Source organism: Streptomyces sp. NPDC050704, from assembly GCF_040654355.1.
Lineage (GTDB): Bacteria > Actinomycetota > Actinomycetes > Streptomycetales > Streptomycetaceae > Streptomyces.
The window spans coordinates 34,928-48,287 of the sequence record NZ_JBFAHW010000004.1 but is presented as its reverse complement, the minus strand read 5'-3'; the positions used below and the strand labels follow the sequence as shown (position 1 = coordinate 48,287).

Below are 13,360 nucleotides of genomic sequence, written 5' to 3'. Positions count from 1 at the left end.
CAGATTACGGCAGCGGGTTGCGGGAGACCAATTTTGGTCTCTACTGTCAGTGACGCGACGCACACGCTGCGGAACCCCGGGGTCCCGGAAGTGCACCACTCCGTCATGCCATGACGGCTGCGGCAGAGCCATCGCCCGCCATCCGCCGCGATTCCTCAACCACCCTCATGTCAAACGGAGTTCACGCATGCTCGGTTCAAATGATGAGCCCTGGCAGTACACGCTCCACATCCCGCACGACCCCCGCGCCGTCACCGTCTGCCGCCGCACCCTCCGCCTGATCCTCACCATGCATGGCCTGATCCGTCTCACCGACGTGGCCGAACTGCTGGCAACGGAGCTGATCTCCAACGCCGTACGCCACACGAAGGGCCCCGCCGCTCTACGCCTGCACTGGCGGGACGGAGTCCTGCGCATCGGTGCGTGGGACGCGAACCCCGAACCACCCCCGCCGCCACTGGAGTTGGCGCACGCCGTCGACGCGGAGGCGGGTCGAGGCCTGGCCCTCGTCCGGGCCTGCGCCGACGACTGGGGCTGGCATCCGCTGCGGCAAGGCGGCGACAGGGGCAAGTACGTCTGGTGCGACCTGGGCGGCGTCGCGTAACCGCTCGGTCAGCGGTTGATCGACTGGATCTCCTGGACGTTCATGTCCTGGGTGGTCTCGAAAACGCCGTCGGGCTGGTCGCCGCCCGCACCGCCCGTGCCTTCCCAGGTGATCTGCCAGGTCACGGAGGCCTTCAGTTCGTACGGGGCACCGGCCGTGGCGCGGAGGTACCTGATTCCGCAGGGCGGGGTCTTCTCGGCATCGCCCTTCTCGTACGGGGTGCCGATGGAGCCGTCGTCGTTGATCTCGCAGTCACCGGAGGCGGGGTACGTCTCCGCGTCCTCCGTGCCCGGTTCCAGGTGGAGGGCGACCGGCTTGGCCGTGGTCTCGGCCCAGAGGTTGGTGTTGGGCAACTCGGCGCGGACCTTGACCTCCTGGAACGTGCCCTTGTCCAGCCACACCCAAGTGGGCAGGTTGACCGTGGACTTGCCCTCCGGCTTCAACTCGATCTCGGTGTCGGGGACCTTGACCTTGTCGTAGGCGTACCCGGCGAGGGTCTCGGGCGTCGGGGCGTTCGGCACGTCAGGGATCTCGCCGGCGTCCTGCCAGAACATGATGCGGCCGCAGTCCCAGGACTCGGGGTCGCTCTTGTCCGGGGCGACGCTGCGCCAGAAGTAGCCGTCCTTGCCGATGTTGTAGTCCTTGTAACCCTCGGCGACGCTGATCTCGTCGTCGAAATTACGATCCGGCTTGCCGTCCTGGTAGTGGTCGGTCCACAGGCCCTTGCCGATCCAGGACTCGTGGATGCCGACGTCGCCGACGCCGTCCGTCTTGTCCACGAACCCCTTGAGCTGCTCGCCCGTGAAGATCGGCTCGTACCAGCAGGCCGGGGGCTCCCAGTTCGTGTCCACCGGCGCGAGGCTGCCCCGCTTGCCCCCGGTGGGACCGCTCACCTGACGGACCTTGATCTGCGACTGGGTGGCCGAGGCGTAGAGGTCCTTGCCTTCGGCGCCGCCGCTCGCTTCTCCTTCATGCCCCGGCTCGCCGAGGGCGAGGGCAGGGGACGGTGCCACGGCGGCCGTCAGTACCAGTGGGACGAGCAGGCCTCGGAGGAGGTGCCGAGTCGTGTGCATCGTCAGCACCCTCCTGCTTCCGTCTCGACCGTCTCGGTCTTCCAGACGCCGCTCGATTCCTTTCCGAGGCTCGTCCGGTACTGCACCTTCGGTGACTCACCCTTCGGGGTGCCGGCTGTCTCGCCGGACTTGAGGTCCTTGCTGTAGCCCTTGCTCTCGTCGACGCAGTAGAAGAGCGTGGCGCGTGTCTTGGTCTTGCCGAGGTAGGTGATCTCGGGGTCGTAGACCTTGACCTCGCCGATGATCGTCAACCCCTTGTAGCCCTTGACCCACGCGGAGCCGGTGCTCATCGCCGCCCGCCCGCTGTAGAAGGCGAGGTAGTCGGCCTCGGGATCGCTCTCGATGATGGCGGCGTACGACGCCCGGAGCCGTTCCTTGCCGTCGTTCAGGGCGGTCTGGAGGTCGGGATCGCTATTCGTCCAGCCCTCGAAGCCCGCCCGGAAGCTCTTCGGCAACTTGATGGCCGGTCGTTTCGCGTCCGATGCGGCGGACGCCGAAGCCGACGGGCTGCTCGACGATCCCTGGTCCGCCCCCTTGATGTCATCCGTCGTCGAATCGTCACCCCCGCCGCAAGCGGTGAGCAGAAGCGCCGACGTTACGGCGAACGCGGCGGCGGCAGTGGTCACGGTGTGGCGGGCCACGGGCGTACTCCCCCTGTGTAAGGCGTGTGCAACAGAGAACGAAGCTAGCGGTTGATCGACTGGATCTCTTGGACGTTCATGTTCTGGGTGGTCTCGAAGGTGCCGTCGGGGAGGTCGCCGCCGGTGCCGCCACTGCCGTCCCAGGTGATCTGCCAGGTCACGGAGGCCGTCAGCTCGTACGGCTCTCCGTCGGTGGCACGCAGGTAACTGATGCCGCACGGCGGGGTCTTGCCGGCGTCGCCGGTCTTGTACGGGATGCCGATGGAGCCGTCGTCGTTGATCTCGCAGTCACCGGAGGCGGGAAAGGTCTCCGCGTCCTCCGTACCCGGGTTCAGGTGCAGCGCGACCGGCTTCGCCGTCGTCTCCGCCCAGAGGTTGGTGTTGGGCAACTCGGCGCGGACCTTGACCTCCTGGAACGTCCCTTTGTCCAGCCATACCCAAGTCGGCGCGTTCACCGTGGATTTGGCTTCCGGCTTCAGCTCGATCTCGGTGTCGGGGACCTTCACCTTGTCGTAGGCGTACTCGGCGAGGGTTTCCGGTGTCGGGGCGTTCGGTACGTCGGGAACCTCGCCGGCGTTCTGCCAGAACATGACGCGTTCGCAGCCGTACGAGTCCGGGTCGGCGAGGTCGCGGGCCACGCCGCGCCAGAAGTAGCCGTTCTTGCCGGTGTTGTAGTCGTCGTAGCCTGCTACGGGGTCGAGGGCGCCGTCCTTGTAGCTGTAGGCGTCCTTCTTGTCCCGGTAGTGGTCCGTCCACAGCTTCTGGCCGCCCCAGGAGGTGTGGGGGCTGACGTGTCCCAGAGGGTTGCCTCCCTCCGAGAACGCCTTGAGCTGTTCCGGTGTGAAGACGGGCTCGTACCAGCAGGGCGGGGGCTCCCAGGTCACGTCCGTCGACGAGATGCTGCCCCTGTTGCCGCCGGTCGGGCCGCTGATCTGGGTGACCTTGATCCGGGAGTACGTGACGGAGGCGGACACCTCCTGGTCGTTCGCGTTGCCCGAAGGGGCGGCGGGAGGAGCCGAGGGGGTGGTCGTGTCCCCAGGAGTGCCGTTGGCGTGAGCGACGCCACCGGTGCACAACACCGCGGCCGCGCCCACGGAGGCACCCCAGCGCACCGTTCGTCGTGAAGGTGCCATCACCGGCACTCCTTCGCCTTGCCGACGACCTCCGTGTTCCCGGCTTTCCAGACCTTGGAGGAGCCGGACGGGGGGACCATGAGCAGCCGCCACGTCTGGTAGCTGTCCAGGTTCTCCTTGGTGTAGAGGATCTTCCCGGTCTTGATTTCCTTGCTGTAGAACTTGGCCTGGTTCCTGCAGAACGTGACGAGGACACCCTTGCCGTCATTCAGGGTGGTGACGTCTTCGTCGTAGTACCTGTCCGTCCCGTTGACGGTCCAGCCGCCCTTCGTCCAGGCCTCGATCTGCGACTTGGCGTACTGCGCGGCCGGTCCACCGGAGTAGAACTGGTACGCCGGGTCGTCCGGGTCCTGCTGGGCGATGCCGTGCTTCAGCGCCCGGATGTAGTTCTGCGCATCGGCAAGCGCCGCCGCGTGCTTCGCGTCGGACGGCTTGTCGAAGTCGAAGACCAGGTCGAGGTCCTTCGGCAACGAGAGGTCGGGCTGGTCCGCGCTGGCCTTCGAAGCCGAGGCCGAAGCCGACGGGCTGCTGCTCGACGCGTCCTTGTCCGCCCCCTTGATGTCATCCGAAGACGAATCGTCACCCCCGCCGCAGGCAGTGAGCAGAAGCGCCGACGTTACGGCGAACGCGGCAGCGGCGGTGGTCACGGTGTGGCGGGCCACGGGCGTACTCCCCCTGTGTAAGGCGTGTGCAACAGAGAACGAAGCTATCAGGGGGGAGTAGAGGGGATCGGGGCGGCGATCGGGGATTGTGTGGGGATCGTGAGATGTGTGACGTGACAGTTGCGAAGGGCGTTGGATGCAGGTGGGGCACGGCCTGCGCGCGGGTGGACAACTCGTGGCTTAGGGGGCGTTCGGTGCGGAAGCGGTCGAGGTGACGGGCCTCACCCCCTGCCTGACCTTCGACTCTCTTCATAAGATCTCGGTAGGCTCAGCGCACCCCCAGCCTTCCCTCCCTCCACATCGACACCAGGACACCCGCCATGGCGCGACGCACCACTTCCAACCAGACGGGAAGCTCGCCGGGTCCGAGGAATCGGACGCCGCAGCCCCTGCCCCGGCGCCGCCGGTCGTTCGGGGACTTCGTCAAGGCGTTCGTCGCCTTCGTCGCGCTGCTCGTGCTGCTCATCGGTGTGCCCGGGGCGCTCGCGACACAGATCGGGTGGCCGTTTCCCTCCGGCGCGCCGAAGCTGGAGTGGCTGCAGAACGAGATCACCGTCGACACGTTCATCAACACACTGACCGTTGTCGTCTGGTTCGCCTGGGCCCAGTTCACCGCCTGCGTGCTCGTCGAGATGAAGGCCGCGCTGTCGGGCGTCGGGATGCCGAACCGGGTACCCGGCGCCGGCCCCAGCCAGCTGCTCGCGCGGCAGCTCGTCGCGGCGCTGCTGCTGGTCGGTGCGACCGCGGCGAGCTTCACGCCGGGGCTCTCGCAGCTGGGGCAGCAGATGGACGGGAACCAGCGGCCGACCGTCGCGGCGGCCGCGCAGCAGACGCCGGGCGGGCTGCTGGGGCAACAGCAGGAGCAGGCGGCCGCCACATCCGCCGCACTGGCCGAGCAGGCCGCCAACGCCGCCGCGCAGGCGGAGGCCGGGGGCGGCGCCCAGGCGTCCGACGACGACACGAAGTTCTACCGGATCCAGCCGCCCGAGGGCCGTCACCACGACTCCCTGTGGGAGGTCGCCGAGCGCCACCTCGGCGACGGCCGACGCTACAAGGAGATCTACCAGCTCAACAAGGACCGTACGCAGCCCGACGGTTCGAAGCTCTCCGAGGCCAGCCTCATCCGGCCCGGCTGGATCATGGAGATGCCCGGCGACGCCCGCGGCGGCGAACTCGTGGAGATGCCGGACGAGGCTCCGAAGGTCTCCGAGGAAGTCCAGCGGCAGATCTCCGACTACGCCAAGACCGGCAGCGGGGGCCAGCAGGGGAGTGGACAGCAGGGGAGCGGGCAGCAGGGCGGCGGGTCGGGGTCCGTCGACCGTGACACCGCCCACATCAGTCTTCCCGAGCAGCGGCCCGCCCCTGACCAGGGGAACCAGCAGGGGGAGCAAGGACAGCAGGAGCAGGCCGGACCCGCCGCCGGAGAGGGCAGTGACTTCGGGCTGCCCCAGGCACTCCTCGGCGCTCCCCTCCTCGCCGCCGGTCTCCTCGGCGCCCTCGGCCGGCGTCGTCGTCAGGCGCTGTGGCAGTCCGCGCTCGGTTCCGTCGGTGGGCGGCGGCGCGGTATGGAGCCGCCGACGCCCACGGGTGCGGCCGCCGACGCGCAGGACGCGCTGATGGTGGGGGCCGACCCCGAAGGCGTACGGCTGCTCGACCTGTCGCTGCGCGGGCTCGCCGCGTCGCTCGCGGGCGAGTCGCGGCCGCTGCCGACCGTGTACGCGGCCTGGATGAGCGGCAACGGCGACCTGCACCTCCAGCTCGCCCAGCCCGCCGGAAAGCCGCCCGCGCCCTGGCAGTTGGGGCAGGACCAGACGTTCTGGATGCTGGCCCGCGCCGACGCCGAGCGGTACGAGGAGGTGAACACGGCCGCTCCGTACCCGGGGCTCGTCAGCCTCGGCACGATGGACGACTCGCGGCTGCTGCTCAACCTGGAGGCCGTGCCCGGCATCGTGTCGCTGAGCGGGCGCGAGCAGGACCGGGCGGGCGTGTTCGCCTCCGTGGCCGCCGAGTTGGCCACCAACGGATGGTCCGACCGCATGACGATCACGCTCGTCGGCTTCGGCGAGGACCTGACCCCCCTCGCGCCCAACCGGCTGCGCCATCTCGACGACGTAGAGGCGCTCGTCGAGACCATGGAGGCCGAGACCCGGCAGCGGCGCGGGGCACTGGGAGCGGCCGGGCATGATTCGGTTCTCACCGGGCGTACGGGTCCTGCCCAGCACACCCGTTGGGCCCCGCACCTCGTCCTGCTCGCCGCCGAGCCGGCCGCCGACGACGCCGTCAAGCTCGCCGAACTGGCCGCCGACGCGGGCCGGTTGGGCATCGGGTACCTCGTCGGTACGCAGTCGGGCGATCTGCCGGGGGCCGCCTGGGAGATGGAGATCACCAGCGAGGGCAAGCTGCTCGCGCCGCTCCTCGGGCTCGAACTCGACGCGCAGCTCCTGCCGGTGGCCCAGCAGCGGGCCGTCGTCGAGCTGTTCGTCGAGGCCGACCCGGACGCCGAGCGCGACAACCGCCGCCCGGCCTCCACCCCGCCGTTCCTCGTCGACATCAGCGAGCAGGGGCGGCCTGCGGTGTACGCGCGGCTCGTGGGCCCGTACGAGATCATCGGCCTCGACATGCCGGACGGTGAGCGCAGCCCGCTGCTGCACGAGGCGCTGGCGCTGCTGCTGCTGCACCGTGAAGGCGTGCATCCCCGGGTGCTGTCCTCCGCGCTCTGGCCGCGCGGGGTGACGGATGACGTGCGGGACGCGCTGGTCGAGCGGCTTCGCGGCTGGCTGGGCGCCGACCCGGACGGCACGCCGCGGCTGGGCACCGACACCACCGGGCGGCTCACGCTCGCCAAGTCCGTCGTGTCCGACCTGGATGTGCTGCGCTCGCTGTACCACGAGGCCACGCAGGGGCGCGGGACCAACAGCCGGGCCGTACGCGGGCGTCTGCTGACCGACGCGCTGGTGCTGGTGCGCGGGCCCTTGCTGGCCGAGCGGCCCACGGGACGGTACGGGTGGCTGACCCACGAGATCATCGACGCCCAACTGCCGCTGCTCGTCGCGGACATCGGGCTCGCCCTCTCCGCGTTCCACCTGGAGAAGAACCGGGCGGAGAAGGCCATCGAGGCGCTCAACGCCGCGCTGGGCTCCGCGCCGGCGGACGAGCGGCTGTGGAACGAGCTGCTGCGGGCCACGCACGCCACCGCTGACAGCGACCGCCTGAAGCGGCTCGCGGCGGACCTGGTGTCGCGCAGCGGGGCCCGCGGGCTCCCGCCCCGGACCGAGGCCCTGCTGGACGAGCTGCTGCCCGCTTGGCGCAGCGGCGTGGCCGCAGTGGGATGAGCGGCCTCCTGGATTCACTGGGCCTCCTGCTGATCGTCGGCGCCGTCCTCTGGGGCGGCGCCGTCGGGCTCTTCGTTCCCCGTGTCGCCCACCGTTTCTCCGTGGCGCCCGAGGAGGCCTGGCAGACGCGGTGCCCCGACGGGCACCCCATCGCGCGCTGGCTGGGCCCGGCCCGCTGCCGGGAGTGCGGGGGGCGTGCGTACGGCCCCAGCACCCCCCTTGTCGCCCTCGCCACCGCCCTCGTCTGCGGAGCCCTCGCGGCGGCGACCGGCACCCGCCCCGAGCTGGGCGCCTGGCTGCTGCTCGCGCCCCTCGGCGTACTCCTGGCCGTCGTCGACTTCACGGTCCAACGGCTGCCCGACGTGCTGACCCTGTCCCTGGCCGGAGCCGCCCTCGTCCTGCTCGCGGGCGCCGCGGCGGCCCCCGAGCACGCCGGTGACTGGCCGACCGCCCTGTACGGAGCCCTCGCCCTCGGCGGCGGCTACTTCGTCCTCTTCCTCATCAACCCCAACGGCATGGGTTTCGGCGACGTAAAGCTCGCGCTCGGGCTCGGCGCCGTCCTCGGCTGGTACGGCTGGGGGTCGGTGCTGCTCGGCACCTTCGCCGGGTTCCTGTTCGGAGGGTTGTACGGGCTGGGGCTCGTCGTCGTCCGCAGGGCCGGACGCAAGACTTCGATCCCCTTCGGCCCCTTCCTGATCGCGGGCGCCTTCGTGGGCCTGCTCGTGGGGGCGTACGCGGCCTGACAGAGCGGTCGTACACGCGGTCGTACACAGCGACGGAACCCGTACACGGCCTGACGTCAAGTGATCGGCGACGCTGGCGTACGCTGGATCAGTCCGTCCACACCCTTATGAAAGGGACCGTCCCGGTGACCGAGAAGGCCGACCTTCAGTCCGTCCTCGACCGTGCCGCCGAGGGTGGGCGGATCACCCCGGAAGAGGCGCTCGACCTCTACCGGGACGCCCCGCTGCACGCGCTGGGCGCCGCCGCCGACGCCGTACGGCGACGGAGGTACGCGGGCACCGAGCACATCGCCACGTACATCATCGAGCGCAACATCAACTACACGAACGTCTGCGTCACGGCGTGCAAGTTCTGCGCCTTCTACGCGGCTCCCAAGGACACCGCCAAGGGCTGGACCCGCGACCTCGACGACATCCTGCGCCGCTGCGCGGAGACCGTCGAGCTGGGCGGCACGCAGATCATGTTCCAGGGCGGGCACCACCCGGACTACGGCGTCGAGTACTACGAGGAGCACTTCGCCGCGATCAAGGCCGCGTACCCGCAGCTCGTCATCCACAGCCTGGGGGCGAGCGAGGTCGAGCACATGGCCCGTATCTCCAAGGTGAGTGTGGACGAGGCCATCTCGCGCATCCACGCCGCCGGGCTCGACTCCTTCGCCGGCGCCGGCGCCGAACTCCTCCCCGCGCGGCCGCGCAAGGCGATCGCCCCGCTGAAGGAGAGCGGCGAGCGCTGGCTGGAGATCATGGAGACCGCGCACGGTCTCGGCGTCGAGTCGACGTCCACCATGCTCATGGGCACCGGCGAGACCAACGCCGAGCGCATCGAGCACCTGCGGATGATCCGTGACGTACAGGACCGGACGGGCGGCTTCCGCGCCTTCATCCCGTACACGTACCAGCCCGAGAACAACCACCTCAAGGGCCGTACGCACGCGACGCTCTTCGAGTACCTGCGGATGATCGCCATCGCGCGGCTGTTCATGGACAACATCGCCCACATCCAGGGTTCGTGGCTCACCACCGGCAAGGAGGTCGGCCAGCTGTCGCTGCACTACGGCGCCGACGACCTCGGTTCGATCATGCTTGAGGAGAACGTCGTCTCGTCGGCCGGTGCCAAGCACCGCTCCAACCGCATGGAGATCATCGACCTGATCCGCAAGGCGGGCCGCGTCCCGGCCCAGCGGGCGACGACGTACGAGCACCTGGTCGTCCACGACGACCCGGCGAACGACCCCGTCGACGAGCGGGTCCAGTCGCACATCTCCTCCACGGCGATCGCGGGCGGGACGGCCCACCCCGAGCTGAAGCTGCTTGCTTCCAACTGAGGCGGTACGAGTCCGAGTTGGAGACGATTCACGTCGCTGACGAGGTGCGTCTCGTCTGGGGCCGAGGAGAGCCCATCAAGGACGGCGCGGTCCTCGTGGGGCGGGACCGGGTCGGTGCTGTCGGGACGTTCGCGGAGATCCGGGAGCGGTTTCCCGACGCCCGGGTACGGCGATGGCCCGGCGTGCTCGGCCCCGCCCTCGTTCACGAAGGCCCACTCCCGGACGCGCCGACCCCGCGTGAACGCGTGCACGCCGTGCTGAAACTGGGTGCGGTGGCTGTGCTGGAGGAGCATATGGACGGCCCCGGGCTCTGGGCGGCGGCCGACCGCAACGATGTGGTCGTACTCCCGCGCGCCCGGGCCACGGCCATCGTCGATGTGGGCCGCGCGGACCTCGCCGTGTTCGACAGCGACGGCACCTGCATCGCGACGGTGTGCGCCGGCCGCTTGGTGCATCGGCGCCGCTGAGCTTTTCGGCGGTCCTCAGCTCGCGGCCGGGTGCTGCCGAGCCGTCCGGTCCGTACTGCCACAATGGGCCCGTGACCCGCGCATCCCTGAACAAGCAGCCGCACGAAGTCGCCTCGATGTTCGACGACGTGGCGGAACGGTACGACCTGACGAACGACGTGCTGTCGCTCGGCCAGGACCGGGTGTGGCGCAAGGAGGTCGCGAAGGCGGTCGACGCGCGACCGGCCCAGAAGGTCCTGGACCTGGCCGCCGGGACGGCCACGTCTTCCCTGCCCTTCGCGCGCACGGGTGCGTACGTCGTCCCCTGCGACTTCTCCATCGGGATGCTCAGGGTCGGCAAGAAGAACCACCCCTGGCTGCCGCTGACCGCGGGCGACGCCACCAGGCTCCCGTTCAAGGACGACACCTTCGACGCGGTGACGATCTCCTTCGGGCTGCGGAACGTACAGGACACGGACGCGGCGCTGCGCGAGCTGTACCGGGTGACCAAGCCCGGCGGCCGCGTCGTGATCTGCGAGTTCTCGCATCCGACCTGGGCGCCCTTCCGCACGGTCTACACCGAGTACCTGATGCGCGCCCTGCCGCCGGTGGCCCGTGCGGTGTCCTCCAACCCCGACGCGTACGTCTATCTCGCCGAGTCCATCCGCGCCTGGCCCGACCAGCCCGCCCTCGCCGCCCGCCTGCGCGAGGCCGGCTGGTCGAAGGTCGCCTGGCGCAACCTCACGGGCGGGATCGTGGCGCTGCACCGGGGTTTCAAGCACTGACCGGTTCCTACTGACCGGTTCGGCTCACCTGAGGACCGCGAACGGGTCGCCCGGTGGGTCGAGTTCGCGCTGCAGCCCGCCCGACGGCGGCCGCGGCAGCCGCGGTTCGCGCACGCCCGCGCCTCCGCCGCCCTCACCCTCGCCGAGGTCGAACCACACGGTGACGACAGCACCGCGCGGCACCTCGGAGCCGGGCAGCGGGTACTGGCGTACGACGTAGTCGACGACGGTGAGGTCGAAGTCGGGCCGGTCGGGGGCGGCGAGCAGCACCCCGCGCGTCTCGGCCGTCTCGCGCGCGTCCACGGCCATCAGACCGACGAGCCGCGGTACGCGCACTTCGGGTGTCTTGGGTGTTATGCGCACAGACGTCACCCCCAGCGGTACCGGCAGGGTAAGCCCTGCCGGGCCCCGCCGGAAGTCGTCGGGGATCCGGCCCGGGCCCGCCGCGAACCCGCCGGACGCTCGGCCGGAAGTCGTCAGAGGCTCGGCCGGTAGCCGTCAGAGGATCAGTCGTAAGCGGTCAGAGAACCATCCGGAAGCCGTCAGGAAACCAGTCGGAGGCCGCGAGAGAACCGGTCGGAAGCGGTCAGAGGACCAGCCGGAAGCAGTGTCCGAGCTGGTCCGAATTCGGCGACGTGAACGTCTCGACGAGTTCCATGCCGAGGCGTCCGGTCACCGCGATGGAGCGTTCGTTGCGCGAGTTCACCATCGCCACCACGCTGCGTACGCCCGTCCCCCGCACCCGTTCCAGCGTGGTCCGCGCCGCCGCGGTGACGTATCCCTTGCCCCAGTGGTCCCGGCCGAGCCGCCAGCCGATCTCGATCTCGCCCTTCGGGCCCCACTCGTGCGGCCACGGCTGGGCGCCGGTGAATCCGATGACCTGCCCCTCCTCGTCGAGCATGGTCCAGAAGCAGAAGCCGTACTCGGCGTCGTGCCGGCGCTGCCGGGCGGTCAACTCCTCGTAGACGGACAGCTCGGACGACTTGCCGCCGTGGAACTCCATCACATCCGGGTGATCGAACGCCCGGTGCCAGGCGAAAGCGTCCTCATCGGTGGGGACGCGCAGGTGTACCACGGGGAGAGCTTGTTTCACGGGGCAGCCCTTCATCCAGGTGATCCGTACCGCTGCATAGACTGCCCATGTCCCGTGCCCGTCAGCACGCGGATTTCGAGACTTCGCGCTTCGAGCCTTCGAGATTTCGAGCCTTCGAGAACTGGGGAGACCCCGCCGTGACCGAGTCCCAGCCCCTCTCCGAACACACCGCCGATGTGATCGTCGTCGGGGCCGGGCCAGCCGGTTCCACCACGGCCTACTACCTGGCCAAGGCCGGACTTGATGTCCTGCTCCTGGAAAAGACCGCGTTTCCGCGGGAAAAAGTGTGCGGTGACGGGCTGACGCCCCGCGCCACCAAACAGCTCGTCTCCATGGGAATCGACATCTCGGAGGAGGCGGGCTGGCTCCGGAACAAGGGGCTCCGCATCATCGGCGGCGGCGTCCGCCTCCAGCTGGACTGGCCGGATCTCGCCGCCTACCCCGACTACGGACTCGTACGCAAGCGCGACGACTTCGACGAGCAGCTGGCCCGGCAGGCGCAGAAGGCGGGCGCGCGGCTGTACGAGCGCTGCAACGTCGGCGCCCCCGTCATCGACGACCGTACGGGCCGCATCACGGGCGTCAGGGCGAAGCTCGGTGACGTCGACTCCAAGGAGAAGCGCGAAGTCACCTTCCACGCGCCCCTGGTCGTCGCGGCCGACGGCAACTCGACCCGGCTCTCCCTGGCGATGGGCCTGCACCGCCGCGAGGACCGTCCGATGGGCGTCGCGGTGCGTACGTACTTCACGTCCCCGCGTCACGAGGACGACTACCTGGAGTCCTGGCTGGAGCTGTGGGACCGCCGCGGCCCCGGCGAGGACCGTCTGCTGCCCGGCTACGGCTGGATCTTCGGCATGGGCGACGGTACGTCGAATGTCGGCCTCGGGGTCCTGAACACCTCCAACTCCTTCAAGGAGCTGGACTGGCGCGAGGTTCTCAAGGCCTGGTGCGCCTCGATGCCCGAGGACTGGGGCTACACCCCGGACAACATGACGATCCCGATCCGCGGCGCCGCCCTTCCGATGGCCTTCAACCGCCAGCCGCACTACACCAAGGGCCTGCTGCTCGTCGGCGACGCGGGCGGCATGGTGAACCCGTTCAACGGCGAGGGCATCGCCTACGCCATGGAGTCCGGCCAGATCGCCGCCGACGTCATCGTCCAGGCGCACGCCCGCTCGACCCCCGCCCAGCGTGAACTCGCCCTCCAGCGCTACCCGAAGGTCCTCAAGGACACCTACGGCGGCTACTACACGCTCGGCCGCGCCTTCGTGAAGCTCATCGGCAACCCGAAGGTCATGAAGATCGCGGCACAGCGGGGCCTCACCCACCCCATGCTGATGAAGTTCACGCTGAAGATGCTCGCCAACCTGACCGACCCGACGGGCGGCGACGCGATGGACCGCATCATCAACGGCCTGAGCAAGGTGGCCCCGAAGGCGTAGACGGGCCTTGGCCACGAGCACCGCGTTCACGAACACCGTGTGAGAGTGCTGTGGGTGGCCGGTTCGGTCCCTTTCACCTCA

At 69.6% G+C, this 13,360-nt stretch carries 13 protein-coding genes; 7 read left to right on the top strand and 6 right to left on the bottom strand.

Annotation, left to right across the window (positions count from 1 at the left end; all coding sequences use genetic code 11):
* Positions 1–187: 187 nt before the first annotated feature.
* Entirely contained in the window at positions 188–604 is a 417-nt protein-coding gene (locus AB0I18_RS02915) for an ATP-binding protein (protein WP_363103573.1), read from the top strand.
* A gap of 8 nt (positions 605–612) precedes the next feature.
* Here AB0I18_RS02915 and AB0I18_RS02910 read toward each other — a convergent pair whose 3' ends face one another.
* The 4 genes from AB0I18_RS02910 to AB0I18_RS02895 are packed head-to-tail and all read right to left on the bottom strand — an operon-like array spanning position 613 to position 4,113.
* Positions 613–1,677 (bottom strand): hypothetical protein, encoded by a 1,065-nt coding sequence (locus AB0I18_RS02910; RefSeq protein WP_363103572.1) that lies wholly within the window; start codon positions 1,675–1,677, stop codon positions 613–615.
* 2 nt (positions 1,678–1,679) lie between these two features.
* Positions 1,680–2,318: a hypothetical protein gene (locus AB0I18_RS02905; RefSeq protein WP_363103571.1), complete on the bottom strand. Its 639-nt coding sequence runs from the start codon at positions 2,316–2,318 to the stop codon at positions 1,680–1,682.
* Positions 2,319–2,362: 44 nt separating this feature from the next.
* Positions 2,363–3,451 (bottom strand): hypothetical protein, encoded by a 1,089-nt coding sequence (locus AB0I18_RS02900; protein WP_363103570.1) that lies wholly within the window; start codon positions 3,449–3,451, stop codon positions 2,363–2,365.
* The gene (locus AB0I18_RS02895; protein WP_363103569.1) at positions 3,451–4,113 is read right to left on the bottom strand and encodes a hypothetical protein; all 663 of its coding nucleotides are present in this window, start codon (positions 4,111–4,113) and stop codon (positions 3,451–3,453) included. The genes AB0I18_RS02900 and AB0I18_RS02895 overlap by 1 nt, the downstream gene beginning before the upstream one ends.
* A gap of 320 nt (positions 4,114–4,433) precedes the next feature.
* Here AB0I18_RS02895 and AB0I18_RS02890 point away from each other — a divergent pair, with 320 nt between their 5' ends.
* From AB0I18_RS02890 to AB0I18_RS02870, 5 genes are all read left to right on the top strand, one after another.
* The gene (locus tag AB0I18_RS02890; protein WP_363103568.1) at positions 4,434–7,445 is read left to right on the top strand and encodes a BTAD domain-containing putative transcriptional regulator; all 3,012 of its coding nucleotides are present in this window, start codon (positions 4,434–4,436) and stop codon (positions 7,443–7,445) included.
* Complete coding sequence (locus AB0I18_RS02885) at positions 7,442–8,188, top strand: A24 family peptidase (RefSeq protein ID WP_363103567.1); 747 nt, start codon at positions 7,442–7,444, stop codon at positions 8,186–8,188. The genes AB0I18_RS02890 and AB0I18_RS02885 overlap by 4 nt, the downstream gene beginning before the upstream one ends.
* Positions 8,189–8,313: 125 nt before the next feature.
* Positions 8,314–9,513, top strand: coding sequence for a cyclic dehypoxanthinyl futalosine synthase (gene mqnC / locus AB0I18_RS02880; protein ID WP_363103566.1), 1,200 nt, complete (start codon positions 8,314–8,316; stop codon positions 9,511–9,513).
* 17 nt (positions 9,514–9,530) lie between these two features.
* Complete coding sequence (locus tag AB0I18_RS02875) at positions 9,531–9,980, top strand: hypothetical protein (protein ID WP_363103565.1); 450 nt, start codon at positions 9,531–9,533, stop codon at positions 9,978–9,980.
* A 71-nt stretch (positions 9,981–10,051) separates the two neighbouring features.
* Positions 10,052–10,744: a demethylmenaquinone methyltransferase gene (locus tag AB0I18_RS02870; RefSeq protein WP_363103564.1), complete on the top strand. Its 693-nt coding sequence runs from the start codon at positions 10,052–10,054 to the stop codon at positions 10,742–10,744.
* Positions 10,745–10,768: 24 nt separating this feature from the next.
* Here AB0I18_RS02870 and AB0I18_RS02865 read toward each other — a convergent pair whose 3' ends face one another.
* Together AB0I18_RS02865 and AB0I18_RS02860 are read right to left on the bottom strand one after the other, a co-directional pair.
* Positions 10,769–11,107, bottom strand: coding sequence for a PASTA domain-containing protein (locus AB0I18_RS02865; RefSeq protein ID WP_363103563.1), 339 nt, complete (start codon positions 11,105–11,107; stop codon positions 10,769–10,771).
* Positions 11,108–11,330: 223 nt separating this feature from the next.
* Positions 11,331–11,837, bottom strand: a complete 507-nt coding sequence (locus AB0I18_RS02860; RefSeq protein ID WP_363103562.1) for a GNAT family N-acetyltransferase — start codon at positions 11,835–11,837, stop codon at positions 11,331–11,333.
* Positions 11,838–11,974: 137 nt separating this feature from the next.
* Between AB0I18_RS02860 and AB0I18_RS02855 the strand changes: the two genes are divergently transcribed.
* Positions 11,975–13,279 (top strand): geranylgeranyl reductase family protein, encoded by a 1,305-nt coding sequence (locus AB0I18_RS02855; protein ID WP_363103561.1) that lies wholly within the window; start codon positions 11,975–11,977, stop codon positions 13,277–13,279.
* Positions 13,280–13,360 lie beyond the last annotated feature (81 nt).